At 65.1% G+C, this 26,617-nt stretch carries 26 protein-coding genes; 11 read left to right on the top strand and 15 right to left on the bottom strand.

Features of this window, described 5'->3' with window-relative positions; genetic code table 11:
* Positions 1 to 7: 7 nt before the first annotated feature.
* Positions 8 to 463, bottom strand: a complete 456-nt coding sequence (locus AC2FNY_RS13965; RefSeq protein WP_164129369.1) for an Lrp/AsnC family transcriptional regulator — start codon at positions 461 to 463, stop codon at positions 8 to 10.
* Positions 464 to 607: 144 nt separating this feature from the next.
* Here AC2FNY_RS13965 and hppD point away from each other — a divergent pair, with 144 nt between their 5' ends.
* From hppD to AC2FNY_RS13945, 4 genes are all read left to right on the top strand, one after another.
* Positions 608 to 1,708: a 4-hydroxyphenylpyruvate dioxygenase gene (gene hppD / locus AC2FNY_RS13960; protein WP_496802838.1), complete on the top strand. Its 1,101-nt coding sequence runs from the start codon at positions 608 to 610 to the stop codon at positions 1,706 to 1,708.
* 357 nt (positions 1,709 to 2,065) lie between these two features.
* Positions 2,066 to 2,521 carry an LEPR-XLL domain-containing protein gene (locus AC2FNY_RS13955; protein WP_496802852.1) on the top strand — a complete coding sequence of 152 codons (456 nt, stop codon included), beginning with the start codon at positions 2,066 to 2,068 and terminating at the stop codon, positions 2,519 to 2,521.
* A gap of 1,717 nt (positions 2,522 to 4,238) precedes the next feature.
* Complete coding sequence (locus tag AC2FNY_RS13950; RefSeq protein WP_234237901.1) at positions 4,239 to 4,937, top strand: SIMPL domain-containing protein; 699 nt, start codon at positions 4,239 to 4,241, stop codon at positions 4,935 to 4,937.
* Positions 4,938 to 5,021: 84 nt separating this feature from the next.
* Complete coding sequence (locus AC2FNY_RS13945) at positions 5,022 to 6,239, top strand: MFS transporter (RefSeq protein WP_496802837.1); 1,218 nt, start codon at positions 5,022 to 5,024, stop codon at positions 6,237 to 6,239.
* Between the two features lie 34 nt (positions 6,240 to 6,273).
* Here the strand turns inward: AC2FNY_RS13945 and AC2FNY_RS13940 are convergent, their stop codons facing one another.
* A complete protein-coding gene (locus tag AC2FNY_RS13940) occupies positions 6,274 to 7,566 on the bottom strand; it encodes an O-acetylhomoserine aminocarboxypropyltransferase/cysteine synthase family protein (protein WP_234137903.1) in 1,293 nt (430 codons plus the stop codon).
* Positions 7,567 to 7,770: 204 nt separating this feature from the next.
* Positions 7,771 to 8,169, bottom strand: coding sequence for a rhodanese-like domain-containing protein (locus AC2FNY_RS13935; RefSeq protein WP_496802836.1), 399 nt, complete (start codon positions 8,167 to 8,169; stop codon positions 7,771 to 7,773).
* A 114-nt stretch (positions 8,170 to 8,283) separates the two neighbouring features.
* On the opposite strand from AC2FNY_RS13935, the gene AC2FNY_RS13930 reads away from it, so the two are divergent.
* A complete protein-coding gene (locus AC2FNY_RS13930; RefSeq protein WP_496802835.1) occupies positions 8,284 to 9,330 on the top strand; it encodes an aldo/keto reductase in 1,047 nt (348 codons plus the stop codon).
* Between the two features lie 82 nt (positions 9,331 to 9,412).
* On the opposite strand, the gene AC2FNY_RS13925 is transcribed toward AC2FNY_RS13930, so the two are convergent.
* Positions 9,413 to 10,399 (bottom strand): GlxA family transcriptional regulator, encoded by a 987-nt coding sequence (locus AC2FNY_RS13925; RefSeq protein ID WP_496802834.1) that lies wholly within the window; start codon positions 10,397 to 10,399, stop codon positions 9,413 to 9,415.
* A gap of 133 nt (positions 10,400 to 10,532) precedes the next feature.
* On the opposite strand from AC2FNY_RS13925, the gene bcoG reads away from it, so the two are divergent.
* From bcoG to AC2FNY_RS13910, 3 genes are all read left to right on the top strand, one after another.
* Positions 10,533 to 11,450 carry a 3-dehydrocarnitine:acetyl-CoA trimethylamine transferase BcoG gene (gene bcoG / locus AC2FNY_RS13920; RefSeq protein WP_234137907.1) on the top strand — a complete coding sequence of 306 codons (918 nt, stop codon included), beginning with the start codon at positions 10,533 to 10,535 and terminating at the stop codon, positions 11,448 to 11,450.
* Between the two features lie 91 nt (positions 11,451 to 11,541).
* Complete coding sequence (locus tag AC2FNY_RS13915; protein WP_496802833.1) at positions 11,542 to 13,005, top strand: carnitine 3-dehydrogenase; 1,464 nt, start codon at positions 11,542 to 11,544, stop codon at positions 13,003 to 13,005.
* Positions 13,002 to 13,763 (top strand): SDR family oxidoreductase, encoded by a 762-nt coding sequence (locus tag AC2FNY_RS13910; protein ID WP_496802832.1) that lies wholly within the window; start codon positions 13,002 to 13,004, stop codon positions 13,761 to 13,763. The genes AC2FNY_RS13915 and AC2FNY_RS13910 overlap by 4 nt, the downstream gene beginning before the upstream one ends.
* Before the next feature lie 149 nt (positions 13,764 to 13,912).
* On the opposite strand, the gene AC2FNY_RS13905 is transcribed toward AC2FNY_RS13910, so the two are convergent.
* The 3 genes from AC2FNY_RS13905 to AC2FNY_RS13895 all read right to left on the bottom strand — a co-directional run bounded on the left by AC2FNY_RS13905 (position 13,913) and on the right by AC2FNY_RS13895 (position 15,685).
* A complete protein-coding gene (locus AC2FNY_RS13905) occupies positions 13,913 to 14,479 on the bottom strand; it encodes a hemerythrin domain-containing protein (RefSeq protein ID WP_234166860.1) in 567 nt (188 codons plus the stop codon).
* A 72-nt stretch (positions 14,480 to 14,551) separates the two neighbouring features.
* Positions 14,552 to 14,734 (bottom strand): hypothetical protein, encoded by a 183-nt coding sequence (locus AC2FNY_RS13900; protein WP_044028080.1) that lies wholly within the window; start codon positions 14,732 to 14,734, stop codon positions 14,552 to 14,554.
* A gap of 87 nt (positions 14,735 to 14,821) precedes the next feature.
* A complete protein-coding gene (locus AC2FNY_RS13895) occupies positions 14,822 to 15,685 on the bottom strand; it encodes a helix-turn-helix domain-containing protein (protein WP_234166859.1) in 864 nt (287 codons plus the stop codon).
* Positions 15,686 to 15,789: 104 nt separating this feature from the next.
* Here AC2FNY_RS13895 and AC2FNY_RS13890 point away from each other — a divergent pair, with 104 nt between their 5' ends.
* Genes AC2FNY_RS13890 through AC2FNY_RS13880 form a run of 3 tightly spaced genes read left to right on the top strand, consistent with a single transcriptional unit; the run spans position 15,790 to position 17,811 of the window.
* Entirely contained in the window at positions 15,790 to 15,993 is a 204-nt protein-coding gene (locus tag AC2FNY_RS13890) for a DUF2061 domain-containing protein (protein WP_234137913.1), read from the top strand.
* Positions 15,986 to 16,888 carry a fatty acid desaturase gene (locus AC2FNY_RS13885; protein WP_496802831.1) on the top strand — a complete coding sequence of 301 codons (903 nt, stop codon included), beginning with the start codon at positions 15,986 to 15,988 and terminating at the stop codon, positions 16,886 to 16,888. Before AC2FNY_RS13890 ends, AC2FNY_RS13885 begins: the two co-directional genes overlap by 8 nt.
* Positions 16,889 to 16,908: 20 nt before the next feature.
* On the top strand, positions 16,909 to 17,811 hold the full coding sequence (locus AC2FNY_RS13880; RefSeq protein ID WP_234137915.1) for an EamA family transporter: 903 nt from the start codon (positions 16,909 to 16,911) through the stop codon (positions 17,809 to 17,811).
* A 225-nt stretch (positions 17,812 to 18,036) separates the two neighbouring features.
* Here the strand turns inward: AC2FNY_RS13880 and AC2FNY_RS13875 are convergent, their stop codons facing one another.
* The 8 genes from AC2FNY_RS13875 to AC2FNY_RS13840 all read right to left on the bottom strand — a co-directional run bounded on the left by AC2FNY_RS13875 (position 18,037) and on the right by AC2FNY_RS13840 (position 26,603).
* Positions 18,037 to 19,416, bottom strand: coding sequence for a DEAD/DEAH box helicase (locus AC2FNY_RS13875; protein ID WP_496802830.1), 1,380 nt, complete (start codon positions 19,414 to 19,416; stop codon positions 18,037 to 18,039).
* Positions 19,417 to 19,606: 190 nt separating this feature from the next.
* Positions 19,607 to 20,539, bottom strand: coding sequence for a glycosyltransferase family 2 protein (locus AC2FNY_RS13870; protein ID WP_496802829.1), 933 nt, complete (start codon positions 20,537 to 20,539; stop codon positions 19,607 to 19,609).
* A gap of 57 nt (positions 20,540 to 20,596) precedes the next feature.
* Positions 20,597 to 21,319 (bottom strand): SDR family NAD(P)-dependent oxidoreductase, encoded by a 723-nt coding sequence (locus AC2FNY_RS13865; RefSeq protein ID WP_496802828.1) that lies wholly within the window; start codon positions 21,317 to 21,319, stop codon positions 20,597 to 20,599.
* On the bottom strand, positions 21,316 to 22,092 hold the full coding sequence (locus AC2FNY_RS13860; protein ID WP_496802827.1) for a cyclase family protein: 777 nt from the start codon (positions 22,090 to 22,092) through the stop codon (positions 21,316 to 21,318). The genes AC2FNY_RS13865 and AC2FNY_RS13860 overlap by 4 nt, the downstream gene beginning before the upstream one ends.
* Entirely contained in the window at positions 22,089 to 23,345 is a 1,257-nt protein-coding gene (locus AC2FNY_RS13855) for an SDR family oxidoreductase (protein WP_496802826.1), read from the bottom strand. The genes AC2FNY_RS13860 and AC2FNY_RS13855 overlap by 4 nt, the downstream gene beginning before the upstream one ends.
* A complete protein-coding gene (locus tag AC2FNY_RS13850; RefSeq protein ID WP_496802825.1) occupies positions 23,342 to 24,517 on the bottom strand; it encodes a thiolase family protein in 1,176 nt (391 codons plus the stop codon). Before AC2FNY_RS13850 ends, AC2FNY_RS13855 begins: the two co-directional genes overlap by 4 nt.
* Positions 24,517 to 26,130: an AMP-binding protein gene (locus AC2FNY_RS13845; protein WP_496802824.1), complete on the bottom strand. Its 1,614-nt coding sequence runs from the start codon at positions 26,128 to 26,130 to the stop codon at positions 24,517 to 24,519. The genes AC2FNY_RS13850 and AC2FNY_RS13845 overlap by 1 nt, the downstream gene beginning before the upstream one ends.
* Positions 26,127 to 26,603: an aromatic-ring-hydroxylating dioxygenase subunit beta gene (locus tag AC2FNY_RS13840; protein ID WP_496802823.1), complete on the bottom strand. Its 477-nt coding sequence runs from the start codon at positions 26,601 to 26,603 to the stop codon at positions 26,127 to 26,129. The genes AC2FNY_RS13845 and AC2FNY_RS13840 overlap by 4 nt, the downstream gene beginning before the upstream one ends.
* Positions 26,604 to 26,617 lie beyond the last annotated feature (14 nt).

The raw sequence follows: 26,617 nt of genomic DNA, 5'->3' as shown, positions 1-26,617 counted from the left end.
TGCCGCCTCAGGTCGGCAGCGGTGCGTCGCGCTTCAACTGGTCCATCACGATCTGGCTCTGCACCCGGGCCACCGCCGGATGCGGCAGGATCACCTCGTGCAGCAGCCGATTCAGAGCAGGCAAATCGGCGCAATAGACATGCAGCAGATAATCCGCTTCGCCGGTCATCGTCCATGCGCTTGTGATCTCCGGGCGGGAATTCACCATCCGGGCGAATTTGGCCGATTGTTCCGGTCCATGCGTGCCCAGATGCACCTGGATGAAGCCCTGGACATGCAGGCCCAGTTTCAGCGGGTCGAGCTTGGCGGCATAGCCGGTGATGTAGCCCTCGGCCTCCAGCCGCTGGCGCCGGCGGCCCGCCTGGCTGCTGGACAGGTGCAGCATCTCGCCCAGCTGCTGGGCTGTCAGATGCGCGTCCTTTTGCAGGGCATCGAGCAGGCGCAGATCCATCGAATCCAACATGTGCGCGTTTTCCTCGTTTTCTTTGAGATTAGTGCGAATTTCGCGCGCGTAAACGGTGGAAGGCCAAAAACAATGCGCAGAATCAGCGTGGCTGAAGTCGTATTCTCGACTCAGCAAATGTTTCGCCGCATCAGGAGACGCACCATGGGTCCTTTCCCGCATAACGCCCCGAAATCCGAGATCACCCCTGAAAATCCCGCCGGTACCGACGGGTTCGAATTTGTCGAATTCGCCCATCCCGAGCCGCAGGTGCTGCGCGACCTGTTCGCGCAGATGGGGTTCGACATGGTCGCCCGCCACAAGGACAAGCCCGGCATCGAGCTGTGGCAGCAGGGGGATGTCACCTATATCCTGAACGCCGAAAAGGGCTCGTTTGCTGAAAAATTCATCGAATTGCATGGTCCTTGCGCCCCCTCGATGGGCTGGCGCGTGGTGGATGCGCAGGCGGCCTTCGATCATGCGGTCAAGATGGGCGCCGAACCCTATGAGGGCGACGACAAGACCATGAACGTCCCCGCGATCAAGGGCATCGGCGGCTCGCTGCTCTATTTCATCGATCAGTATTACGACACCTCGCCTTACAATACCGAGTTCGAGTGGCTGAAGCAGTCGAAGCCGCGCGGCGACGGGTTCTTCTATCTCGATCACCTGACCCACAATGTCTTCAAGGGCAACATGGACAAGTGGTTCAAGTTCTACGGCGACCTGTTCAACTTCCGCGAAATCCGCTTCTTTGACATCCAGGGCAAGTTCACCGGGCTTTACAGCCGGGCGCTGACCTCGCCCTGTGGCCGCATCCGTATCCCGATCAATGAAGACCGCGGCGAGACCGGCCAGATCGTGAGCTACCTGAAGAAATACAATGGCGAAGGCATCCAGCATATCGCCGTGGGCACCGACGACATCTACGACTCGGTGGATGCCATCGCGGCCAAGGGGCTGAAATTCATGCCCGGCCCGAACGAGGCCTATTACGACATGTCCTATGACCGGGTTGCGGGCCATGACGAGCCCAAGGATCGGATGATGGAACACGGCATCCTGATCGACGGCGAAGGCGTGGTGGATGGCGGCGAAACCAAGATCCTGCTGCAAATCTTCTCGAAGACCGTGATCGGGCCGATCTTTTTCGAATTCATCCAGCGCAAGGGTGACGATGGTTTCGGTGAGGGCAACTTCAAGGCGCTGTTCGAAAGTATCGAGCGCGAACAGATCGAAAGCGGCGAGATCGAAGCCGCCGAGTGAGGCAGCGGGGAGGGGGGCTCTGCCCCCCGATGACAAAATTCGACGAATTTTGTCCTCTCCCCCCGGAGTATTTTGAGCGAAATGAAGGGCGGGGCCGGAAGGCTTCGCCCTTCTTAGTCTCAGCCGCTGGGGATGCGCAGGGTCAGGTTGCGCGAGCCCTTCTGATAGCGCAATTCGCTGTCGCCGATGGCGGTGATGCGGCCACCGTCGATACTGTCGCCGACCTTGACCTTCTTGTAGCGGCCCGAGGGCAGGCGGACCAGCGCGCGCCGGTTGGCGGGCGTGCCGTAGACGCCGATCAGGTTCAGGTTGCGCAGGTTGATCGCGTTGTCGAGCGTGGCCTGACGGGCGACCGATGTGGGCGAGGGCGCTTTGGGTTTGACCGTCGCGGCGGCGAAACTGCCGCTCTCATCGGCATCGGCGCTGCGGTTCAACCCGGCGGTCGAGCCGAGATTGCTGCTGGATGCGGCGGCGGCGGTTGCGGCCGCCGCCAGTTTCTCGGGGCGCATCCGCGGTTTGCGCGCGCTGGCCACCGCCAGAGGGCTGACGGCCTGGGCGGTATCCTCCGCCGATTCTTCCTGCAGGGCGGCCAACTGCTCCTGCGCCGATTCTGGGCGCGCCTTGGGCCGCAGGCCTGCAAGCTCGGTGCGAGATCGGCCTCCGAATTGCGTACGTTCAGACTGCTCAACCAGATCTTCGGGGCGGGGTTTAGGCCGGATGCTAGCCAGTCGCTGTTGCGCAACATCCACCTCCGGTGGGGCCTCGAATCGGAGCGGCGGCGCCGGTGGCACCTTGGTAGGACGTCCGGCATAGACCAGAACACCATCAGGGTTGAGCGTTCCGCTGGGCGTTGCCTCAACCAGACCGCGTGTGTCCAGATCGAAGCTTTGACCCGGAGAGGCCGACGGTGCGCTTCCATCTGGGGCGGTATCGGTGTCGAAACCCGTGGCTGGAGGCAGCGCTATCGCGTCCTGGAACAGGTCGGTCCGGTCAATCGAGGCGACGAACAGGTCGTTGAGGCCAATTAACTCGGGTACTTCCGGCGGCGGCGGCGCTTCGGACAGGGCCAGTTCCACGGCTTGGGTTCCGCTGGGTTCGGGCTCGTAGTCCAGGTCCTCCACCTGTTGCGGATCGATCCGCAGTGCTTCGAGCACGGCACTGTCGGTTCCACTCAGGCCGGGCAGGCCTGGCGTGTCTTGTGGCGCCACCAGAACCTGGGGGTCCTCGTCGATGGAGGCCGGAGCCTGCGGTGCAGTTTGTTCCGGCGCCGCGTCGGGTGTGGTCGCCGGGGCCTCAATGGCGGAGACAGGCGGTTCGGCCAGAGGATCGGGGTCGCGAAAGAACCCCGTCAGGCCGCTTTGAGTAAACAACGAGGCAAAGGCAGCGACAGCGGCAAGAAACAGCAGTAGTCCTACCGTGAGCATCACACCCAGATAGCGGGGCTTGCCGCCAATGCCACCGGTGCGCGCGCCAAAGATGGTCAGGCGATCCGCCTCTGTTTGGGGCACCTGATCGGGGCGTCCGGCTGCGGCAAAGGTGGTGGTCGGACGCTCGCCGGTAATCGGGAGCGCCACATTCGAGTCGGCCTCTCGTTTCGCTTCGATCCGGGGCTCGGGCAGCGCTCGCTCCGCTGGGGGCTGCGGAGCGGGCAGTGGCACGCCTTGGGCCGCGGTTACGGGGGTGCTGGGCGCAATGTCTAGGGGCTCGACCTCGGTGGCATCCTGGGCCTGTCGTGATCGGCGGCTGGAGAAACTGATCGCCTTGCCGGCAGTGGCTTCGACAGGTGCGGGCGGAACAGGCGGGTCTGTATCGGGAAAGATCACCGGACCGACCACCACCACAGCGATTCCATCCGGGTCGACGGCTTCGGAACCGGTGTTGTCGGCGGTGGCGCTGCTCGGACCAAAGAAAGGTTCACCCAAAAAGGGATTGTCGCCTGGTGCAGCTACAAAACTGACCGGGTTAAACCCGTGTTCGGTGGCAAAGTCTTCGGCCTCGCGCAAGGTCTCGCGGGCCACGGCGGCTACATGGGTAATTTCTCCGTCGGGAGAGGTGTCGTAAACCAGCTCGTCCAGCGCATAGGGAGTTGCGGCGCCGACCTCCTGCTCGATCAGCGTATGGCGGGCCTCGCCCTTGAACGGGCCGGTTTCGACGGTCAGATAGCGGATCTGTTCGTTGGGGAGGATCAGCTTGCAGTGGAGATCGGGTTCCAGACGCAACGCCTCTTGGCGAAGCTTACGCAAAGCGCCAGCCAGATCGGGCGCGTCGAGCGCCACCGCTCCCACCTGTCGCCAGCCACCAGCGGCACGATGCAAGAGCGTGATCCCCTCGAAGGAAAGCGACAGCGCAAAGGCGGGTTTCATGTGACCAGTCTAACCGTTCCTGAATGGCTTGGGGCACCCACTGGCGAGCGCCACGGCGCGACATTAAAGCAGAGATCTGCCGAGGGAAAGAATTACTCCGGTTTTCCCCTTGCCGCGCGACATGCCGCCACCCCATCTTTGATGGCGAGGATAGCAGGAGAACATAAATGAGAACATTGATTTTTCTGGTGGCGGCCTTGCTTTTTGCGGCGGTCGGGCTGGCCCGCGCGGACGAGCAGCCCGGCCATATCACCGTGACGGGGAGCGGCACCGTCGAAACGGTGCCCGACATGGCGGTGATCACCCTTGGCGTCACCCACGAGGCCAAAGAGGCGCGCGCGGCGCTGCTGGCCACGTCGGAAGCGGTGCAGCAGGTCTTTGACCGGCTGGCCGAAATGGGTATCGAGGCGCGCGACATGCAGACCAGCGACCTGTCGCTGTCGCCGGTCTGGTCCAACCGCGCCTCCAGCAGCGAGCCGCCGAAGATCACCGGCTTTCAGGCCTCGAACCGGGTGACGGTGCGGGTGCGTGACCTGGCGGCGCTGGGCGGTATCCTGGACGCGGTGGTCAGCGACGGGGCCAACACGTTCAACGGGCTGGAATTCGGGGTCAAGGAACCCAAACCGCTGCGCGACCAGGCACGCGCCAAGGCGGTGGCGGATGCGCAGGACCGCGCCCGCCAACTGGCCGAGGCGGCGGGGGTCGAGCTGGGCCGGGTGGTGTCGATCTCGGAACAGTCCCATGACCCGCAGCCGCGCCCGATGATGCGTATGGCGGCCATGGCCGAGTCCATGGATGTGCCGGTTGCCGGTGGTGAAATCGGGCTGAGCGGCAGCGTCACCATGGTGTTCGAAATCCGGCAATGATCCGTGCTGCGGGCGGTGTGCCGCCCGCATTGACCTCCCCGCGCGGCGGCGCCACTCTGAGCCCGACCTGACCCGGAGACAGACATGGCCGCACCGCTGGTAATCCGAAATCGCAACTTCCGCCTGCTCTTCACTGCCGGGGCGCTTACCAATCTGGGCGACGGGGTGCTGGTGCTGGCGCTGCCCTGGCTGGCGGCGCTGATGACGCGCGACGCGGTGGCGATTGCCGCCGTGGCGGCGGCGGCGCGACTGCCCTGGCTGCTCTTTGCCCTGCCTGCGGGCGTGATCATCGACCGCAGCGACCGGCGCAAGCTGATCGCGCGGGCCGATCTGATGCGGGCGGGGATCGTGCTGGCCATCCTGCTCTTGGCCTTGGGTGATCCGGCGCCGGGCGCGATCTGGGCGCTGGCGGGGCTGGCCTTTCTTTTGGGGTCGGCCGAGGTGCTGCGCGACAATGCCGCCCAGACCATCCTGCCAGCGCTGGTCGAGCCACAGGATCTTGAGGCCGCAAATGGCCAGCTCTGGAGCACCGAGCAGCTGACGGGCCAGTTCATCGGCCCGCCGCTGGCTGGCGTGCTGATCTCGACCGGTATCGCGGTGCCCTTTGGCCTCGACGTGGCGGTGCTGGTGCTGGCCGCCGGTCTGGTCTGGCTGATCTCGCTGCCGCCACAGGTGCCCAGCCGGGCGCGGTTCCGTCAGGCATTGGCCGAGGGTATCGCCTTCATGCGCGGCGACGCGCTATTGTTGCGGCTGGCGGTGGTGCTGGGGCTGGCCAACTTCATCGCCATGGCGACGATCACGGTGCAGGTCCTCTTCGCGCAAGAGGTGCTGGGCCTCGGGCCCTCGCAGTACGGGCTGGTGCTGTCGGCGGGCGCGGTGGGCGCGATCTGCGGCAGCCTTCTGGCACCACGCGCGATGCGGTTGATCGGTACGCAAGCCTGCCTGTTCCTGTCGATCGCGGTCTGGGGCGCGGGTTATGCCAGCATTGGCCTGTCAAGCAACGGTTGGATCATGGGGCTGGCGCTGACCGCGATCATGGCGGCGGCGATGTTGTGGAACGTGATCACCGTATCCTGGCGGCAACGGCGCATCCCGCCCGCCATGCTGGGCCGCGTGAACAGCATCTATCGCTTCTTCGGTTGGGGCTCGATGCCGCTGGGGGCGCTGGCAGGCGGCGCGGTGGTGGCGCTGGCCGAACAGCAGATGAGCCGCGAACTGGCGCTGCGCGCGCCCTTCCTGTTGGCGGGCCTGTGCTGCCTGGCGCTGCTGGCCTATGCTCTGGCGCGGCTGCGGCTGGACTGAAAAGGGCGGCCGCTGTGGGCCGCCCCGCTTCCGGTCAGGCGGTGGCCTTGGCCAGCGCCTGATCCAGATCGGCGATCAGGTCATCGGCATCCTCGATCCCGATCGAGACGCGCACCACGTTCGGCCCGGCGCCCGCCGCTTCCTGCTGCTCGGGTGTCAGCTGCCGGTGGGTGGTCGAGGCCGAATGGATGATCAGCGAGCGCGCGTCGCCCAGGTTGGCCACATGGCTGAAGATCTCGAGCGCATTGACCAGCTTGACGCAGGCCTCGTACCCGCCCTTGACCGCAAAGGTGAACAGCCCGCCAGCGCCCTTGGGATAGCAGCGCTCTGCCCGTTCGGCATAGGGCGAGGAGGGCAGGCCGGCATAGGTGACATAATCGACGCGCGGATCGGCCTCGAGCCAGGCGGCGACCTTCTTGGCGTTCTCGACATGGCGCTGCATCCGCAGGCTCAGTGTCTCGATCCCCATCAGCGTGTAATGGGCGGCCTGCGGGTTCATGGTCATCCCGAGGTCGCGCAGCCCGATGGCAATGCCATGGAACGTATAGGCGAGCGGGCCAAAGGTCTCGTGGAACTTGAGCCCGTGATAGGCCGGTTCCGGCGCGCTGAGCGAGGGGAACTTGTCACTGGCCGACCAGTCGAAGCGACCGGAATCGACAACGCAGCCGCCGGTGACGGTGCCGTTGCCGGTCAGGTATTTGGTGGTGGAATGCACCACCAGCGAGGCACCATGTTCGAACGGGCGGCACAGATAGGGGGTGGCGCTGGTATTGTCGATGATCAGCGGCACGCCGGCGGCATCGGCCACATCGGCCACCGCGCGGATATCGGTCACATAGCCGCCCGGATTGGCGATGGATTCGCCGAATACCGCGCGGGTATTGTCATCGATGGCATCGCGCAGCGCGTCGAGATCGTCGAAATCGACGAACTTGGCCGACCAGCCGAACCGTTTGATGGTCTGGCTGAACTGGGTGACGGTGCCGCCATAAAGCCGGGTCGAGGCCACCACGTTGCAGCCCGGCTGCATCAGCGGGAACAGCGCCATGATCTGTGCCGCGTGGCCCGAGGAACAGCAGACCGCACCGACACCGCCCTCGAGCGTTGCGATACGCTCCTGAAGCACGGCCACGGTGGGGTTGGTCAGGCGGGAATAGATGTAACCCACCTCTTGCAGGTTAAAGAGGGCTGCGGCGTGATCGGCATCGCGGAACACATAGGCCGTGGTCTGATAAATCGGCGTCTGCCGCGCGCCGGTGGCCGGGTCGGGCCTGCTGCCGGCGTGGATCTGCAAGGTGTCGAAGCCGTAGCTGGGGGTATCGGACATGGGTGATCTCTCCCTTTGAAACTCACTTGCACCGATCTCTAGGCGATAGATGAACGCCAGACAACATTAGCGCGCATGCGTCAGGCGCGGGACCAAGGATTTCCTGAAATCCTTGTCCACAGGATTTTGGAAAATCCTGTGCAAGCGCCTGGAACAGGCGCTTGGTCAAAGTGTCTTTCGACACTTTGGATCGTTGCCGTGCGCTCAGGTCTTTTCGGCGACGGGGCCATCCTGTTTCACCCATTCGGTGAAACCGCCTTCGAGATGCATGACCGGGGCAAGGCCCATCTCCTGCGCGGCCTGGGCCGCCAGCGCCGAACGCCAGGCGCTCGCGCAGTAGAACACGTAAGTCTTGTTCTGGTTGAAGACGGGTTTGTGATAGGGGCTGTCGGGGTCGATCCAGAATTCCAGCATGCCACGCGGGCAGGAAAAGGCACCCGGGATCATGCCGCTGCGCTGCACTTCGCGAATATCGCGCAGATCGACGAACACATGATCCGGATCGTCATAGAGCGCCTTGGCCTCGGCCACCGGCAGGGTTGCGACCCGCGCATTTGCCTCTGCCAGCAAGGTCTTGATTCCCTTTGTGATCTTCTGAGCCATCATCTACCCCTCCGGTTGCCGCTCAGGCTGGCGCAAATGGTGACAAAGCTCAAGAGGGGTTGCCGCCGTGTGTCCCTCCGCTAGGGTCTGGCGCGGACAAGAGGGAGCCGAGACATGAAAACGAGACCGCTGGGCCGCACCGGCATCGAGGTAAGTACGCTGTGCCTGGGCACCATGACCTTTGGCAGCCAGACAAGCGAGGCCGACAGCCATGCCCAGGTCGAGCGCGCCCTGGCTGCCGGGATCACCTTTGTCGATACCGCCGAGATGTATCCGGTGAACCCGGTCCGCAAGGAGACGGTGGGCCGCAGCGAAGAGATCATCGGCAGCTGGAACCGGGCCAACCCGGCCCGGCGCGGCGACTATGTACTTGCGACCAAGCATTCCGGCGCGGGCATGGCGCATTTTCGCGATGGGGCGCCGATCTCGGGTCAGACCATCGCCGGGGCGGTCGAGGGCTCGTTGAAACGGTTGGGGACCGATCATATCGACCTTTATCAGTTCCACTGGCCCAATCGCGGCAGCTACATGTTTCGGCAGAACTGGCGCTATGACCCGTCGGGGCAGGATGCGGGTTCGGTGCTGGGGAACATGACCGATTGCCTTGAGGCGCTGCAACGCGAGGTCGATCGCGGCACCATCCGCGCCTTTGGTCTGTCGAACGAAAGCGCCTGGGGGACCGCGCAATGGCTGCGGTTGGCCGAGGCCGGGCAAGGGCCTCGGGTGGCGTCGGTGCAGAACGAGTACTCGCTGCTTTGCCGCCTTTACGACACTGACATGGCAGAGCTGAGCGTGAACGAGGATGTGGGGCTGATGGCCTTTTCACCGCTTGCGGCGGGGTTCCTGACCGGCAAGTATCAGCGCGGTGCGGTGCCCGAGGGCTCTCGCATGTCGCTGGTGCCCGAGATGGGCGGACGCAAATCCGAGCGGGTGTTCGATGCGGTCGACGCCTATCTGGACATTGCTCGCCGGCACGGGTTGGACCCGGTACATATGGCTCTGGCCTGGTGCCAGACCCGGCCCTTCATGATGTCGGCGATCTTTGGAGCCACCACGCTGGGGCAGCTCGATCACGTGTTGGCCGGTGCCGATCTGACCCTGTCGGATGAGGTGCTGGACGAGATCGCGCGCGCCCACAAGGCGCATCCGATGCCCTATTGAGCGGGGCGGGGGCGCTGCCCCCGGCCTACAAAATTCGTCGAATTTTGTAGGCTCCCCCGGAGTATTTGTTGCGGAATGAAAATCAGGGTGTCGCGGGTTGGGCGCGGGCCTGCCGCAGGTCGCGGGCGGATTGGCCGTGCTGGGTGCGAAAGGCGCGGGCAAAGCTTGATTGCGAGGTAAAGCCGGTGGCCTGTGCCACTTCCATCAGCGGCATGTCGGTGTCGGTCACCAGCCGTCGTGCCTCGGCCAGGCGCAGTTGCAGGTAGTGATCCTGTGGCGTGGTCCCCAACCTCAGGCGGAACTGTTGTTGCAGGGTGCGCGGGCTGGTGCCCAGCGTCTCGGCTATTTCGGCCAGCGACAGCGGCTCGTCCAGTGCCGCCTCCATCAGCGCATTGGCCCGCGCGGTCAGCTTGTTGTGGCGGTGCGGGGCGCCGGTGCGGCGCTGCGGGGTGCCGGGTTGGGGGGCGCCCTCGTAAAGGAACAGCCCGGCCACCCGCGCGGCAAAGCCCGCACCGTGGCGCGCGGCGATGATATGCAGCATCATCTCGATCGCGGGCATCGCTCCGCCCGAGGTGAGCCGGGTGCCCGAGACGGCAAAGCGGTCGTGGCGCACGTCGATCGCCGGGAACCGGCTGGCGAAATTGTCCAGATCCTCCCAATGGGTGGTGGCGGCGTGACCGTCGAGCAGGCCAGCCTCGGCCAAGAGCCACGGGCCGCCGTCGATCCCGGCCAGCGTGGCGCCGCTCGCCGCGATCCGGCGCAGCCCGGCGAGCAGGCTGGGCGTGGCGTGGCGTGCCAGCTGGAACCCTGCCACCACGATCAGCAGATCGCAGGTTTCGAGCCGCGCCAGCGGCAGGCCCGGCACCATCAGACCGCAGGTGAGCCGCGCGGGCACGTCGGTTGCGGTGACATAGTCCCAGTCGAAGGCATGGCGGTCGGCCAGCCGGTTGGCGGCGCGCATCGGATCCACCGCGGCGGCAAAACTGAGCGTGTTGCAATCGTCCAGCACCAGAAGCGCGCATTTCAGCGCGCGGTGTTCCGGCTGGAGAATGTTTTTTGCGGATTTCATCAAGTTCGATTCGCATTCTGGCAAGTGGTCGCCGCAAGGCTGCGCCAGAGTCGCACACAACGCAAATCGGAATCCGGGGACAAATCTGGGGACAACCCCGGGGAGAAACCGGTAAAAACAAGGGAAAACCGACATGCCTCTGGAAATGAACCGCGAGGTCTTCATCACCTGCGCCGTCACCGGCTCGGGCGGCACCCAGGATCGCAGCCCGCATGTGCCGCGCAGCCCCAAGCAGATCGCCGAGAGCGCGATTGCGGCGGCCAAGGCGGGGGCGGCGGTGGTGCATTGCCATGTGCGCGACCCCGAGACGGGGGCGCCCTCGCGCCGGCTGGACCTCTATCGCGAGGTGACCGACCGCATCCGCGACGCCGAGGTCGATGTGGTGCTGAACCTGACCGCCGGCATGGGCGGCGACATGATATTCGGCGATGTCGAAAACCCGCTGCCGCTGCGTGAAAAGGGCACCGACATGGTCGGCGCCACCGAGCGCGTGGCGCATGTGGCCGAATGCCTGCCCGAGATCTGCACGCTCGACTGCGGCACCATGAACTTTGCCGAGGCCGATTACGTGATGACCAACACGCCCGGCATGCTGACCGCCATGGGCCGGATGATGACCGAACTGGGCGTCAAGCCCGAGATCGAGGCGTTTGACACCGGCCACCTGTGGTATGCCAAGCAACTGGTCAAGGATGGTGTGCTGGACGGCCCGGCGCTGGTGCAGCTCTGCATGGGGGTGCCATGGGGCGCGCCCGATGACCTCAACACCTTCATGGCGATGGTCAACAACGTGCCCGACGACTGGACCTTCAGCGCCTTCTCTTTGGGCCGGAACCAGATGGCCTATGCCGCGGCGTCGGTGCTGGCGGGGGGCAATGTGCGCGTCGGGCTCGAGGATAACCTCTGGCTCGACAAGGGCGTGCTGGCCGAGAACTGGCAACTGGTTGAACGGGCGGCAGGCATCGTGTCGAACATGGGCGCTCGGGTGATCGGGCCGCAGGAGGTGCGCGAAAAGCTGGGCCTGGTGAAACGCGCGCCAGTGGCGAAGTAAGTCTTTTTCGGAGAGGCGGGGGCGCTGCCCCCAGACCCCCGGAGTATTTCCGGCGAAATGAAGAGCCGGGTAGCGACAAGGAAAATCGGGAATGACAACGGCTGCAATCATCGGTGGCGGCGTGATCGGCGGCGGCTGGGCCGCGCGCTTTCTGCTCAACGGCTGGGATGTTCGGGTGTTCGACCCCGACCCGCAAGCCGAACGCAAGATCGGCGAGGTGCTGGCCAATGCCCGCCGTTCGCTGCCCGGTCTCAGCGACATGCCGCTGCCGCCCGAGGGCAAGCTCAGCTTTCACACCGATCTGGCTGAGGCGGTGGCAGGGGCCGCGTGGATCCAGGAGAGCGTGCCCGAGCGGCTGGACCTCAAGCTCAAGGTCTATCGTTCGATCCAGGAGGCCTGCGATCCGGATGCGATCCTTGGCTCCTCGACCTCTGGCTTCAAGCCTAGCGAATTGCAGGAGGGCGCGCTGCGCCCCGGTCAGATCGTGGTGACGCACCCGTTCAACCCGGTCTACCTGTTGCCGCTGATCGAACTGGTGACGACGCCGGAAAACAGCCCCGAGATGATCGAGCGCGCCAAGGAGATCATGCGCGGACTGGGTCAGTTCCCGCTGCATGTGCGCAAGGAGATCGACGCCCATATCGCCGACCGCTTTCTGGAGGCCGTCTGGCGCGAGGCGCTGTGGCTGGTCAAGGACGGCATCGCCACCACCGAAGAGATCGATGAGGCGATCCGCATGGGGTTCGGCATCCGCTGGGCGCAGATGGGCCTCTTTGAGACCTATCGCGTGGCGGGCGGCGAGGCAGGCATGAAGCATTTCATGGCGCAGTTCGGCCCCTGCCTCAGCTGGCCCTGGACCAAGCTGATGGATGTTCCCGAATTCACCGACGAGTTGGTCGACCTGATCGCGGGTCAGTCGGATGCCCAATCGGGGCACCATACGATCCGCGAATTGGAACGCATCCGCGACAACAACCTTGTCGGCATGATGCGGGCGCTGAAAGCGCAGAACTGGGGCGCGGGTGCGGTGCTGAACACGCATGACGCGGCATTGAAGCCCCGCGCGCTGCCCGATCTGGAGACCGCCGACCTGAGCCAGCCGATCCTGACCTTGTCGCGTGCGGTGCCGCTCGACTGGACCGATTACAACGGTCACATGACCGAGTCGAAATATCTGGAAGCATTTGCCAATTCCACCGACCGGTTCATGGAGATCATCGGTTGCGATGCTGACTATATCGCCGCAGGCGGTAGCTATTTCACCGCCGAGACCCATATCCGCCATCTGGACGAAGCCCATGCGGGTGCGCGGATCCGGGTCGAAACCCAGATGTTGCTGGGGCAGGGCAAGAAGCTGCACCTGTTCCATCGCATGTACGAGGGCGACAAGCTCTTGGCCACCGGCGAGAGCTTCCTGCTGCATGTGAGCCTGGAAACCCGCAAACCCTGCGCGCCTTCGCCCGCGATCGAGGCCGCCATGGCCCGCATCGCAGAGGCGCAGGCGGGCCTGCCATACCCCGAAGGCGCGGGCAGCGCGATCCGGAAACCGGCATGAGCGCGCGCGTTCTGATCACCGCTGGTGCCGGCGGCATCGGCCGCGCCATGGCCGAGGCCTTTGACGCGGCGGGGGCGCGGGTCTGGGTGGCGGATGTGGACAAGGCGGCGCTGGCCGCCTGTCCCGCCCACTGGCGGCAGACTGTGGTCGATGTGGCGGATGAGGCCTCGGTTGCGGCGCTCTTTGCCGACATCGAGGCCGACTGGGGCGGGCTTGATACGCTCTGTTCCAATGCGGGCATCGCCGGGCCGACCGCGCTGGTCGAGGATATGCCGCTCGACGGCTGGCGTGCCTGTATCGCCGTCAATCTGGACGGGGCGTTTCTCTGTGCCAAATACGCCTCTCCCCTGCTGAAACGGCAGGGCGCGGGCAGTATCGTCATCACCTCTTCCACCGCCGGGCAATACGGCTTTCCCTATCGCGGGCCCTATGCGGCGGCGAAATGGGGGGTGATCGGCCTGGCCAAGACGCTGGCAATGGAACTGGGCCCGCACGGGGTCCGCTGCAACGTGATCTGTCCCGGTTCGGTCGAAGGACCGCGGATGGAGGGCGTGCTGGCGCGCGAGGCAGCGGCCAAGGGCATGACCCGCGATCAGGTCTATGCGGGTTACGCCTCGGGCACCTCGATGGGCCGCTTCGTCGAAGCGGCGGACATCGCCAACATGGCGGTGTTTCTGGGCTCTGACGCGGCGCGGCTGGTGTCGGGGCAGGTGATAGCGGTCGATGGCCATACGGTGAACCCCGACCCCAAGGTCTGACCGGGGCGCACCCGCGCAACCGCGCGGGGACAAGGTTTGGTACAAACCTTGTGGACACGATTTCTTTGAAATCGTGTGACCGTCGCGCCTTGCTGAGAGGCCATCGGGTACAAGGACCACATGTTGGTCCCCAACCACGGTTTCCATGGCTATCCCAGAGTGTCGGCGCCGTGTTTCAGGATGATCGGTACGATCAGGTCCTCTTCATCCTCAAGATGGCGGCCGATCATCCGCTCCAGATTACCCAACCCAGTCAGCAGCGCCCCGGCGCTGGTGCGGGCGTCTGGGCCATTGGCCGCCTGGATCGCCCCATTGGCCTGTTCGACAAACCGGTTCAGCAGCCCGTCCAGCGCATGGTGGTCCGCGTCCAACAGGTCGAACCCCGTCTCGATACGGCGGTCCTTGGTCCTGAGCAGGGGAAAATAGTGCTGGTCCTCGATCTGGTGATGCCCATGCAACTGGTTCACGAACATGCCGCCATAGCGCGCGATGCCCTGCGCGAACCGTGCCGCGTCCCGCTCGGCATCCAGGAAGGCGCGCGTCTCGGCCTGCATATGCGCCATGATCTGGCGGAACATCATATGGCGCTCCAGCCAGAAACTGACCAGACCGTGAAAGTTGGGATCGGCCTGCCAACTCTCGCGCGGATGCGCCTCAAGCAGCACCCGCAGCGCCTCGGGGAGGCCTGTCCTGTTATCGAAATGAAAACTGTTCATGTCGGCCGATATAGACCATCTGCCGAAAGCCGGTAGCCTTTCGACGGATTCGCGACCGAGAAATAATCAGGTCTAGCTCTGGTTGGCGCCGCGCATCTGGCGGATGGCGCGGCGTACCGCCTGCCAGCTCTGCGCCTCGTCCCGGTTGCCCAGGGCCTTGCTGTGCTGTTCCTTCTGAGCCGCTTCGGCCTCGGCCTTGTCGCCATGCGCGGCATAAAGCGCGCGGGCATATTCTGCGGTTCGGATGGTGTCCATTCGGGGTTCCTCCGTCTGTGGATTCGAACTGCGTCGGGCAACCAGTGTAACACAAATCCATGCCAGGCGCAGACCGCCTGCGCGCAATCAGCCGGCAACCGCCTCTCGCAGCCGACGCAGATGGGTCGGTAGATGCCGCGCGGTCAGGTCCGCTTCGCGCACCAGCGTGTCAAACTGGCGGGTGAAGATCTCGATCCGGTCACGGTCGCGGAATGCCATGTAATGACCGCCCGCGTAGAACACGCAGAGTAGTGGGCCAAAGATCGTCATCGGCGCCGAATAGAGCCGCTTGGCATCGTAAAGATAGATGCGCAGTCGCGGATAGAGCTGTTCGCTGAGCACCAGCAGGTGGTCGATCTGTTCGTGCCGGACCGCCGGGTCAAGGCCTTCGTAGTAACCCACCCCGTGGGCAAAGCTCTCCAGTTCGAACAGGGGCATGGCGATCTCGTAATCCGACTGGGCGCTGCGCATCCAGGCCAGCCGGTCCTCGGACGCGCCGATGGCCTGATCGGCCGTCCGGCCCAGATGTGGCGCATATTCCCATTCCAGCACCGCGCGGGTCTTGAGCATGTCGGGCAGGGCGGCGGGCACATAACGGATCTTGTAGCCTGCCGCCTCGCGGTGCCATTCATAGATGCGCTCGTCAACCAGCGCGCGCGGCGCCTCGGTCATGGTCAGCGAACTGGCCAGCAGTTCCGCCGCGCTTTCCGGTCGGTCCGACAAACCCAGCAGCCAATCCGTAGATACCCCAAGCGCCGAGGCACAGGCGCCCACCACATGGCCATTGGGCAGCCGCGCGCCGCTATCGGTCAGCAGTTGCGAAATCGTGGACCGGTCCACCCCCACATCGCGAGCCAATGCGCTTTGCGTGATCTGGCGGAGTTCCATCGCGCGGATCAGGCGCTGGCGGAACTGGGCGGCGCGATCTCGTTTGTCCATTCTATCCAACATGTGTTTACAAATATCACATTCGATGAATTTTGTTAATCATATTCAGAATTCTCACGCTGCGCGCCACCGGATAACAAATTCGTGAACGTGACAATGGAGGACATATGGACACGCGGCAGAGATCGGTGGTCAAGGCAGTGGTCTGGAACCTGCTGGGGCTGGTCACCATGACGCTGGTGGGGCTGGTGGCGACCGGTTCGGTGGCGTTGGGCGGTACACTGGCACTGGTGAACACGGCACTGGGCTTCACCCTCTACCTGGTTTACGAGCGTGTCTGGGCCGGCATCCGCTGGGGCCGCCATGTCTGAGCCGCGCCTGCCCGAGCGTGCCGAATGGGGCACATTTGCGCTGATCCTCGCCTGCTATGCGGCCTGGCTGCTGGTGATCTTTGGTTTGGCAGGTCTTTCGCTCTGGCTCGCCATCCCCGCGATGGGGCTGGTCGCGGCGCTGCATTCCTCGCTGACGCATGAGGCGCTGCATGGCCACCCGTTTCGCTATCGCTGGCTGAACGAGGCGCTGATGGTGCTGCCGCTTACGCTGTGCATCCCCTATAACCGGTTCCGCGACCTGCATCTGGCCCATCACCTGGATGCAAACCTGACCGACCCCTATGACGACCCCGAGAGCAACTATCTCGACCCCGCAATCTGGTCGCGCCTGCCGGGCTGGCAGCGGCGCCTCTATGCGCTCAACAACACGCTGGCGGGGCGTATGGCGCTGGGTCCGCTGATCGGAACCGCCTGTTTCCTGCGCGACGAGGCGCGCGGCGCGCTGCGCGGCGACCGCGCGATCCTCTTGGCCTGGGCGCTGCACCTGCCCGGCATGGCGGTGGTGCTCTGGGTGGTAACCCTGTCACCGATGCCCATTTGGGCCTTTGCGCTCTCAGCCTATATCGGGCTGGGCCTGCTCAAGATCCGCACCTTTCTGGAACATCGCGCGCATGAGAAATCGCGCGCCCGCACCGTGGTGATCGAGGATCGGGGGCTGTTGGCGTTCCTGTTCCTCAACAACAATTACCACGTGGTGCATCACATGAACCCGGGCGCCCCCTGGTATGCGCTGCCCGCGCTCTACCGGGCGGGCAAGGAGCGGTATCTCAGTTGCAACGAGGGCTACAGCTACGCCTCTTATGCCGAGGTGTTCCGCCGCTATTTCTGGCGCGCCAAGGATCCGGTGCCGCATCCGCTCTGGCCAAAACCCTGATTTGAGGCCACAAGAGGCGCATGAGCCTCTGGATCCCCGTCACCCTCGCCGCCGCGCTTTTTCAGACCGTGCGGTTCATGCTGCAAAAATCGCTGGCGACGGTGAAACTGTCGGCCTCCGGCGCCACCTTTGCCCGCTTCCTCTATTCTGCACCGCTGGCGCTGGCGGGGCTCTTGATTGCCACCACCGCCGGTGGTTTTGATCTGCCGGAGCTGGGACCACGGTTCTGGCTGTTTGTCGCCATTGGCGGCACCGCCCAGATCCTTGCCACCATCTGCGTGGTGGCACTGTTCAAGCAACGCAATTTTGCCGTGGGCATCACCTTCAAGAAGACCGAGGTGATCCAGACAGCGATCGTCGGTTTTGTCATTCTGGGCGAGGGCGTCTCCTTTGGCGCGCTGGGCGCGATCCTGCTGGGGCTGGCGGCGGTGCTGCTCTTGTCGAAAACACCCGGAGGATCCGGCGCCTGGTGGCGCCACCTGACCAACCGCGCCTCGCAGCTGGGGTTGGGCTCGGGCGTTCTGTTTGCCTTTTCGGCAGTCAGCTACCGGGCCGCCTCGCTGGAACTGGGCGATCTCACGCCCTGGTTCCGGGCGCTGGTGACGCTGGCCGCGGTGGTGTCGTTCCAGCTGGTGTCGATGGCGCTCTGGCTCTGGTGGCGCGACCGGGCGCAGCTGGCGGCGGTCTGGGCCACGCGGAACACCGGCGCCTTTGTCGGGCTCACCAGCCTGGGCGGGTCGTTCTGCTGGTTTCTCGCCTTCACGCTTCAGAACGCGGCCTATGTCAAGGCGCTGGGGCAGGTGGAGCTGATCTTCAGCCTGATGGCCTCGACCCTGTTTTTCCGGGAAAAGATCACTGGGCGCGAGATTGCGGGCATCGCGCTGCTCGGCCTGTCGATCCTGGCATTGGTGCTGGCGATCTGACCCGAGAGCGGGGCGCTCCCGCCCCCGGCCTGGTGCTCTCTGCGAGAGCCCCGTCCGGCGTTGGGCTGGGCCGCGCGTGCCGCGCGGCGGTTTCTTGCGAGGCGCTGCCTCGCGCTCCGGAGTATTTCAGACCAGAAAGAAGCCCGATCTGTCCAAGCCTCTTCATTTCGCCAATAATACTCCGGGGGAGTCCGAAGGACGGGGGCAGCGCCCCCTTGTGCCCGCTCAGCTGGCGCGCCGCTCCTCGAAACTGAGCGCGATGAAGCTGGGCAGGTGATCTCCCATCCCAACCACCTTGGCGCCGCGGTCATCCTTGCGGTCGCGGCGGTCATCGCCCTTGCGGCTGCGCGGCTCACGCTTGTCGGTTTCGGGCTTGTCGGCCTCGCTGCGCCTGGGCTTGTCGGCCTTCGCGGGTTTTTCCTCGCGCCGGGGTTTGGCTTCGGGCTTTTCCGCCGTTTTGGCCGGGTTCTCGAGACGCGGGATCTCCTTCTGGATCAGCTTCTCGATGGCATCGAGCGCCTTTTCGTCACGCGGGATGCAGAGCGTGATCGCCTTGCCGTCGCGACCCGCCCGGCCGGTGCGGCCGATCCGGTGCACGTAATCCTCGGGGTGGCCGGGGACGTCGAAGTTGAACACATGGCTCACCGAGGGCACATCCAGCCCGCGTGCGGCCACGTCCGAGGCCACCAGCAGGCGCAGTTTGCCTTCGCGGAACCCGTCCAGCGTCCGGGTGCGCTGGCTCTGATCCAGGTCGCCGTGGATCGGCGCCGCATCATAGCCGTATTTCTGCAGCGATTTCGCGACGATATCCACATCCGTCTTGCGGTTGCAGAAGATGATCGCGTTGGTGCATTTCTCGCCCTCGGCGTCGATCAGCGCCCGCAGAACGGCGCGTTTTTCGCTCGCTTCGCGGTCGCGGCGCGAGCCTTTGAACAGCACCACGCCCTGTTCGATGGTTTCGGATGCCGTGGCCTGGCGGGCGACCTCGATCCGTGCGGGGGCGCTGAGGAAGGTATTGGTGATCCGCTCGATCTCGGGCGCCATGGTGGCCGAGAAGAACAGCGTCTGACGGGTAAAGGGGGTCAGGCTGAAGATACGCTCGATATCGGGGATGAATCCCATGTCGAGCATCCGGTCGGCCTCGTCCACCACCATGATCTGCACGCCGGTCAAGAGCAGTTTGCCGCGTTCGAAATGATCGAGCAGCCGGCCCGGCGTGGCGATCAGCACGTCGACACCCCGGTCGATCAGCGCATCCTGCTCCTTGAAGCTGACACCGCCAATGAGCAGCGCCTTGGTCAGTTTCAGGTGCTTGGTATAGGTATCGAAATTCTCGGCCACCTGGGCGGCCAGTTCCCGTGTCGGACACAGCACCAGGCTGCGCGGCATCCGCGCCCGGGCGCGGCCACGGGCCAGAAGGGTGATCATCGGCAGGGTGAAACTGGCGGTCTTGCCGGTGCCTGTCTGGGCGATGCCCAGCACGTCGCGGCCTTCGAGCGCGGGCGGGATAGCGCCTGCCTGGATCGGAGTCGGCGTTTCATAGCCGGCCTCTTCAATGGCCTTAAGAACTTTGGGATTGAGGTTCAGTTCAGAAAATTTTGTCATGAGTGTCCGATGTTTGCGGACACTATTCGGGCCCGCACGTCTGTCGTATCGCCGGGTCCGTGCGACCTGATTGCGCGTTTTTCGCGTAACGGCTAGGCGGGGCATAGCAAAAAGCCCAGTCAGCGTCAAATGGTGCGCGCGCAGCAGCGGATTTGGCGATATTTGTTTCTTTTTTGGAAACTATGGGGTGTTAGTTGGGAAACTGTTTGCGTATCGCCCCGTCGAGGTCGAGCGGGCGGTGCTTCAGCATCCCCGCGGCCCGCAACCGCGCCCGGCTTTCGGGGGTGGTTGCGTTCAACTCGTCGAAGAAGGCGCGCAAACCGGCTTCGCCTTCCTCTTCCTCGATACCGCTCAGCAGTTCGTGCATGCTCAGTCCGCCCGCCTCGCGCGGGACATTGGGGGCCAGGTCGGGGCGATAGGACCCTTTGGCGATGCGATAGCGATAGGCGGCGATCCAGTGATCCCAATCGGCGCCGTGCCGGTGGCACAGGTCGACCGTGTCCAACTCCACCTGGTGCGGGTTCATTTCCTTGTTGCGAAAGATGTTGTGGATGCGGAAGTCGACCTTTTCCATGCCGGTGCGCGCAAACACTTTGCCGGCCACATGGCTCATGAAGCCGCCTTTTACAAAGGCGCCGAAGGTGGGGTAGAGGCGGCGCACGATTCCGTCTCGGGCCGGACCGCCGGGGATGAACGCCTTGTAGAGCGCATCCTCGCCCGCAAGAGCCTCGATCGGGCGCATCCGGGCGCAAAGCGTGTCGTCGGACAAAGTGGACAGGATCGTCGCAATCGGCGTTTCGGACCAGATGAATTCATCCACATCGACATGGGCCAGCCAGTCCACATCGGCGCGGTTATAGGCATGGCGGGCATTCATCGTCTGGCGGGCCTGGTGCTTGACAGGGCGGGTCAGTTTGCGCCGCTGCCAGTAACTCTCGTCGCAGGCAAAGACCCGGATGTGCGGATGCGCCTTCAGCCGGGCAAAGACCGCAGGGTCGGGATCGTCGAGATAGAGGAACAGCCGATGCGCGCCCAGTTCCAGATGCCAGGCGGCAAAGCGCAGGATCTCGCGTTCGGGCGCCTTGACGGTGGCCACCACGCCCCAGGTCGGTGATGTGTTCATGGGGCTATTGGTGACCCGCCGGGCGGACCTTGGCAAGGTTGGAAATCGCAGGCAGCCTCAGATCTGGAGCGAGCCGACACTGGCCCCGCCGCAGACATACAGGGTCTGGCCGGTGACAAAGCTGTTTTCGGGATCGCAAAAGAACAGAAAGGCGCGGGTGACGTCGTCGACCCGGCCAAGGCGACCCATGGGAATGCGCTTGGCCAGCGCCTCTTGCTGGGGGCTGTCCTTTTCCACGATGCCCCAGAAATTGTCAGTCAGGATCGGGCCGGGCGCCACCACGTTGACGGTGATGCCATGGGGGGCCAGCTCCAGCGCCCAGGTGCGCGCCATGCCGATCATGCCCGCCTTGGTGGCGCCATAGGCGGTGCGTGTGGGTGCGCCAAGGGCGGCGCGTGAGCCGTTGAACATCACCCGCCCGAACTGGCGCGTCTTCATCGCGGGCAGAAACGCCTTGAGCAGGGTCAGGGCGGACCCCAGATGCAGTTGCGCCAGCCCGGTGATGTCCGAGGGTTCGGCCGCTTCGATCAGGTTGGGCCAGATCAGGCCCGCATTGTGGATCAGGTGAGTGACCTCGTGGTTGGTCGCGACTTCAGCGGCGGCTTCGACCACCGCCTGCGGGTCCAGGAGATCGGCCTCGACCGAGTGAAGGCGCGGGTGGGTGACCTCGGGCGCGTGACGCGAGATCGACACGACCGTGTAGTCGCGCGCCAAGAGCGCCCGCGCCAGATCGGCGCCGATGCCCTTGTTGCCCCCGGTGATGACGGCGGTATGGGTCATGTCTCCTCCACCAGCGCCAGTACCCTGAGCGGGCTGCCGGTGCCGTTCTTGATCTTGAGGGGGGCGGCGATCAGCACCGCACCGGTGGGCGGCAGCTGGTCGAGGTCCGACAGGCATTGCAGCCCGAAGCGCCCCGCGCCGTGCAGGTAGTAATGCGCCGGATAGGGCGGGGTATAATGGCTGCCCTGACCGGCATCGGTGCCCACGGTTTCCACGCCGAACCCGCGAATGTCGCGCTGGTCGATCAGAAAGCGGATGGCCTCGGGCGTCGGCCCCGGCGAATGCGGTCCGTCCTCGCGCATGTTGAGGTATGCGGCACCGCGCCGTTTCGACCAGTCGGTGCGCATCAGCACCCAGGCCCCGGCGGGGATGCGGCCATGGGCGGCTTCCCAGGCCTCGATCAGCGGCACGGTCAGTTCAAAATCTTCGTCCTGCGCGGCACCTTGCGAACAGTCGATCACGCAGACCGGGCCGATGAAATCGGCCGGGTCGATCTCGTCCACCGCCGCGCGCGGCAGGTCGCGGCCCGAGATCCAGTGCGCGGGTGCGTCGAAATGGGTGCCGGTGTGTTCGGACATCGAGATATTGTGCCATTTCCACGCCGGGCCGCGATGGTCATAGGCGCTGATCTCTTCCATCCGAAAGCGGGCGCATTGGCCGAATTCGGGCGGCAGGATGATGACCGGGAAATCGGGGTCGAGCGTGTGGGTCAGGTCGACGACCCGGATCTCTCCGCTGGCGATGCGGGTCGCGAGATCGGTCAGAGTGCTCATGCGCCTTCTCCTCCCAGCGTCATTTCGCGTTCCAGCACCTTGGGGTCGCGGCGAAAACGGTCGCGCAGGTCCTGGGCGATGTCGCCGCACCAGACGTCTTCCAATCCCCGTTGCAGCCCATCCACGACGGATCGCGCCAAGGCGGATGCGGTGACGCGCGGTGGTGGCAGTGGCTGGTACCAGTCGTCTTCTTCGGTGGGGCCAAAGAACACGTTCATCACCCGCAGGCCCGAGGGCCGGAATTCGGCGCGCAGCGACTGGCTGAGGGAATAGGCCCCCGCCTGGCTGGCGGAATAGGCGCCGAAAGGGCGCGCATTACTCAGCGCGCCGACGCTGAGCAGGTTGACCCAGGCGGCGGCGGCATTCACGCCGTCCGAGGCACGCGCGCACATGGCCGGACCGAATGCCTGCGCCAGGCGCATCAGGCCAAGGTAATTCACCTCCAGTTCGTCGCGGGCAAAGCCGGTATCGCCCCGGTCCAGTACGCCGCCGGGGCGCAGGAACCGGGCGGTATTGATCAGGATATCGGTCTTGCCCCCGATCTCGCCTGCCAGTTTCTGCACCGATGCGGTGTCGGTCACATCCATCGGCAGGATCTGGACACCCAAAGCCTCCAGTTCGGCGCGTTGCGGATAGGGTCGCCAGCTTTCTGGCTCGCCTGCGAAGATGATCGCCGCACCCGCCTTTTGAAGGGCGCGCGCCAGCGCGGGGGCCTGGGCACTGCGGGCATCGGTGATCAGCACGCGGCGGTGTTTGGGATCGGCAGAGAGGGCACGCATCAGCGGATCGTCCTCCATGTTCGGGGTATCGGTTTCGGGCAGGGCAACCAGCACGCCCTGGCCTGCCTGGTCAAGCCGGGCGGTGATGCGCACACGGGCGTGGCGCGCCACGTCGCCATGGATATGGGCCAGCACGGTGGGGCCGTCGTCCAGCTGCACGGTGCCCGCGCGCCATGGCATCCGCTCGCGGAAGTAAAGCCGGGGCGAGGTCTGCACCGTGGTTTCCGCGATCAGCCTGCCGCCCGGCGCCATGTCCTGCCACGGCAGGTCGGTGCTCAGGCAGGCGGAACAGGCGTCGCGCGGTGGGTATTGCACCTTGCCGCAGTCGGCGCAGCGTTGCAGGGCAAACCGACCTTCGGCGGCGGCGGCGGTCAGGTGGAGGGCGGCGCGCGAACGCACCTCGGGCGGCCGCGTCGGCGAGACCGAGCGTTTCTGCGGGTCTTTCTTGGGCGGCGGGGACAGGGGATGGGTCATGCGCGCGCTCCGGTCGTGAGGACAGCGGCGCTGGAACACAGGCCCCGGTCGAAATTGATCATGCCAAAGCCCGACACCAGCGCGTGTTCCGCATCCGGCACCTGCGTGCCGGCCGCCTGTCCGGTGACCTGGCGGATCGCCTCGACCATGCCGATGAAGCCGCCCGCCGCCCCGGCCTGACCGCCAGAAAGCTGGCCGCCCGAAGTATTGTGCGGGAAATCGCCTGAAACGGTCAGATCCTTGTCGCGCAGAAACGCAGGGGCCTCGCCCTTGGCGCAGAAGCCCAGATCCTCGATCTGCATCATCGAGATCACCGGATAGTCGTCATAGGTCTGCACCAGATCCATGTCCTGCGGTGCCATCCCGGCCTGATCCCAGAGCACATCCACATCCATCGTCCAGCCGCCGCGCAGCTGGATCGGGTCGTCGGCATGGGCATTGTGCCGCTCGATCGCGGCGGCCAGCCGGGCGTAGGGCAGGTTCAGCGCCCGCGCCCGATCCTCGGACATGACCAGAAACGCCTCGGCCCCAGCGCAGGGCATCACGCAGTCAAAGAGCGCAATCGGGTCGGCGATGGGGCGGGCACCCAGGTATTGCTCCATCGTCAGGGGTTTCTTCATCACCGCGTTCGGGTTTTTCAGCGCATTGGCGCGCTGGGCCACGCAGAGGCGCCCGAAATCTTCGCGCGTCGCGCCGTATTCGGTCATGTAGCGGTCGGTAAGAAGGGCAAAGCTCGCATTCGGGCCGCCATAGCCATAGGGATAGCTCGCATCCATGGCAAAGCGCGAGAAGCTGGACAGGAGTTGCCGGAAACTGTCGATATGGTTGGTGTCGCCCGCCACGCAGGCGATGATTTCGGCATCACCCGCCTGCACAGCGCGCGCGGCGCGGCGTAGGGCCACACCGGCCGAGGCGCCGCCCATCGGGATATGGTCGAGCCAGCGCGGGCAGAGGCCTAGATGCTGGGTCAGCCCCACCGCGGTATCGGGGAACAGCGTGAAGGACGCGACCTGGAACCCGTCCAGATCGCCGGGCTTCAGCCCCGCCGCCCGCAAGGAGCCGCGCAGGGCGGTGGCGATCCAGTGATGCGCGGTGTCGATGGAATAGCGCTGATAGGGCGTCGAGAAAGGCGCCACCAGCGCCACGCCCTCATAGCTGGCAGGCCGCGCCATCACGCCACCTGCCGTTTCTTGAGATGGGTCAGCGTCACCGTGGCCGGATCCGAGAGCAGCGCCTCGGCCATCTCCTTCAGCGCCTTGCGCTGGATCTTCTGGGTGGGGGTCATCGGCAGGTTGTCCACAAAGGCAATATAGCCCGGCACCTTGTAATAGGCCATCTGGGTCAGCGCCCACTGTGCGATCTGCTGGGCAAGATCGGGCGAGGGGGTGTCGACGGTGAGGCAGGCAAACACCTCGTCCCCGCGCATCGGGTCGGGCACGGCGGCCACGCCTGCCGCGCGGATGGACGGGTGGCGCATCAGTACGCTTTCCACCTCGACCGCGGCGATATTCTCGCCCGAGCGGCGGATCACGTTCTTCTTGCGGTCGACGAAGAAGAACTGGCCCTGCGCGTCGCGGCGCACGATGTCGCCGGTGTGGAACCAGCCGCCTTCCCAGGCCTCGGCGGTGGCCTCGGGGTTCTTGTCGTAATGCGAGAAGAAGCCGTAGCGCGGGTCGGGTCCGGCATTGCGGACGAGGAGTTCGCCGGGCTCGTCCGGGGCGGCGTCCTGGCCGGTATCGGTGACCACGCGGGCTGCGACCCAGCCTTCGGCCCGGCCCAGACAGGATTGGCCGATCAGCCGGTCATGCGTCTGCGCGGCGATCACCGCGCCCGCGCCGGTTTCGGTCATCGCCCAGGCCTCGATCAAGGGAAAGCCGAACCGCGCCTCGAACCCGGCCTGCAATTTCGGGTCGATGCCCGCGCCAAAGCCGAAGCGCACCTGATGGGCGCGGTCCTGCGGTCCCTCGGGCAGGGACATCAGGATCGAGGGCATGACGCCGAGGTAATGCAGGCAGGTGGCGCGCGCCTCGGCCACATCAGCCCACCAGCTGGACGGGTGGAACCGGTCGAGCGCGATCAGGCAGCCGCCCACGGTAACCATCGCCATGAAGGAATAGGCCATGGCATTCATGTGAAAGATCGGCAGGGGCGTGATCATCCGCTCGCCCCTTTCGGTCAGCGAGGCGACCCCGCCCAGATCGGCATACCAGCGCCCGGCCAGCAGGAAATAGGCATTGGGCAGCACGCAGCCCTTGGGGTTGCCGGTGGTGCCCGAGGTATAGAGCAGTGCCGCCTCGCGCGCCTCGCCCTCGCGCGGCTCGGTCACGGTGGCATTTGCGCGGGGTGGAGGTGGCGTGTCTTCGGCCCCGATGACCGGGGCTGTGACACCCGCCGCTGTGGCCGCCGCGCGCAACTCGTCCGCACGGGCGGGCAGGGCGACGATCAGCGCCGGTTGCGCATGGCCGATCAGGTATTCCAGTTCGGCGGCGCGCAGGTCGGGGTTGATCGGCACGATCGAGGCGCCGATGCGGTTGAGCGCGGCAAAGAGCTCGAAGAACACGGGCCGGTTTTCGAGCAACACCGCCACCCGCATTCCCGCGCCATAGCCCGCCTGTTCCAGCGCCCCGGCCCGCGCATCGACGCGCGCAAGGAAGGCGCCATAGCTGACCGGGCCGGCCGCGATGTCATAGGCCGCCGCCGTGCCGGGCAAAACGTCAAGCAGCGGGCGGTCCGGCCAGCGTGCCGCCGTGGCCGCGATGGCGGCGTAAACCGTCTCGGCGCTCACGGCAGCAGCTGGATATTGCCAAAGGCGGCGTCGCAATTGAGCAACTCCACCTTCTTGCCCGCGATGCGGAATGCGCCGTCCACCAGTGCCAGGTCATGGGTCACGGTCAGCGCCAAAAGCTGCTGTTCGTCCAGCCGCGTCTCGACATAATGCATGTTGGTCACGGTCTGGAACTTGCCCGCCTCGGGGTCGAACACATCGACAAAGGGCCGCTGGATCACGTGGTTGCAGCGCGATTTGGGTTTCTGCGAAAAGGTCCGCTCGCCATTCAGGCGCTCGACCCTGAGGCGCAGCATGAAATTATCCTCGTAGAGCAGCGAGGTCGCGTTGACCGGATCGGCCTGCTTGTAGTCGAGCGGCATCCAGTAGACCGCATCAGGCAGCCAGAGGTCGAGCCATTCGGAGTAGCGGCCTTCGTCCAGCATCCGGGTTTCGGCATAGATGAAGTCGATCACGTCGTCGCGGGTGATCATTGCTGCATTCCCCT

The organism is Ruegeria sp. BHSC223, assembly GCF_059613025.1.
Note: the sequence above shows the minus strand (reverse complement) of the source record. Positions and strands in the feature narration are given on the sequence as shown.

Excerpts from the sequence above, each read along its gene's own strand:
- AC2FNY_RS13905 (WP_234166860.1), bottom strand. The coding sequence starts at position 14,479 with ATGAACAGTTTTCATTTCGATAACAGGACAGGCCTCCCCGAGGCGCTG.
- AC2FNY_RS13910 (WP_496802832.1), top strand. The coding sequence starts at position 13,002 with ATGAGCGCGCGCGTTCTGATCACCGCTGGTGCCGGCGGCATCGGCCGC.
- AC2FNY_RS13945 (WP_496802837.1), top strand. The coding sequence starts at position 5,022 with ATGGCCGCACCGCTGGTAATCCGAAATCGCAACTTCCGCCTGCTCTTC.
- AC2FNY_RS13870 (WP_496802829.1), bottom strand. The coding sequence starts at position 20,539 with ATGAACACATCACCGACCTGGGGCGTGGTGGCCACCGTCAAGGCGCCC.
- AC2FNY_RS13840 (WP_496802823.1), bottom strand. The coding sequence starts at position 26,603 with ATGATCACCCGCGACGACGTGATCGACTTCATCTATGCCGAAACCCGG.
- AC2FNY_RS13895 (WP_234166859.1), bottom strand. The coding sequence starts at position 15,685 with ATGTTGGATAGAATGGACAAACGAGATCGCGCCGCCCAGTTCCGCCAG.
- AC2FNY_RS13930 (WP_496802835.1), top strand. The coding sequence starts at position 8,284 with ATGAAAACGAGACCGCTGGGCCGCACCGGCATCGAGGTAAGTACGCTG.
- AC2FNY_RS13965 (WP_164129369.1), bottom strand. The coding sequence starts at position 463 with ATGTTGGATTCGATGGATCTGCGCCTGCTCGATGCCCTGCAAAAGGAC.
- bcoG (WP_234137907.1), top strand. The coding sequence starts at position 10,533 with ATGCCTCTGGAAATGAACCGCGAGGTCTTCATCACCTGCGCCGTCACC.
- AC2FNY_RS13880 (WP_234137915.1), top strand. The coding sequence starts at position 16,909 with ATGAGCCTCTGGATCCCCGTCACCCTCGCCGCCGCGCTTTTTCAGACC.
- AC2FNY_RS13925 (WP_496802834.1), bottom strand. The coding sequence starts at position 10,399 with ATGAAATCCGCAAAAAACATTCTCCAGCCGGAACACCGCGCGCTGAAA.
- AC2FNY_RS13865 (WP_496802828.1), bottom strand. The coding sequence starts at position 21,319 with ATGACCCATACCGCCGTCATCACCGGGGGCAACAAGGGCATCGGCGCC.
- AC2FNY_RS13900 (WP_044028080.1), bottom strand. The coding sequence starts at position 14,734 with ATGGACACCATCCGAACCGCAGAATATGCCCGCGCGCTTTATGCCGCG.
- AC2FNY_RS13935 (WP_496802836.1), bottom strand. The coding sequence starts at position 8,169 with ATGGCTCAGAAGATCACAAAGGGAATCAAGACCTTGCTGGCAGAGGCA.
- AC2FNY_RS13855 (WP_496802826.1), bottom strand. The coding sequence starts at position 23,345 with ATGACCCATCCCCTGTCCCCGCCGCCCAAGAAAGACCCGCAGAAACGC.
- AC2FNY_RS13915 (WP_496802833.1), top strand. The coding sequence starts at position 11,542 with ATGACAACGGCTGCAATCATCGGTGGCGGCGTGATCGGCGGCGGCTGG.
- AC2FNY_RS13890 (WP_234137913.1), top strand. The coding sequence starts at position 15,790 with ATGGACACGCGGCAGAGATCGGTGGTCAAGGCAGTGGTCTGGAACCTG.
- AC2FNY_RS13850 (WP_496802825.1), bottom strand. The coding sequence starts at position 24,517 with ATGGCGCGGCCTGCCAGCTATGAGGGCGTGGCGCTGGTGGCGCCTTTC.
- AC2FNY_RS13875 (WP_496802830.1), bottom strand. The coding sequence starts at position 19,416 with ATGACAAAATTTTCTGAACTGAACCTCAATCCCAAAGTTCTTAAGGCC.
- AC2FNY_RS13950 (WP_234237901.1), top strand. The coding sequence starts at position 4,239 with ATGAGAACATTGATTTTTCTGGTGGCGGCCTTGCTTTTTGCGGCGGTC.
- AC2FNY_RS13940 (WP_234137903.1), bottom strand. The coding sequence starts at position 7,566 with ATGTCCGATACCCCCAGCTACGGCTTCGACACCTTGCAGATCCACGCC.
- AC2FNY_RS13885 (WP_496802831.1), top strand. The coding sequence starts at position 15,986 with ATGTCTGAGCCGCGCCTGCCCGAGCGTGCCGAATGGGGCACATTTGCG.
- AC2FNY_RS13860 (WP_496802827.1), bottom strand. The coding sequence starts at position 22,092 with ATGAGCACTCTGACCGATCTCGCGACCCGCATCGCCAGCGGAGAGATC.
- hppD (WP_496802838.1), top strand. The coding sequence starts at position 608 with ATGGGTCCTTTCCCGCATAACGCCCCGAAATCCGAGATCACCCCTGAA.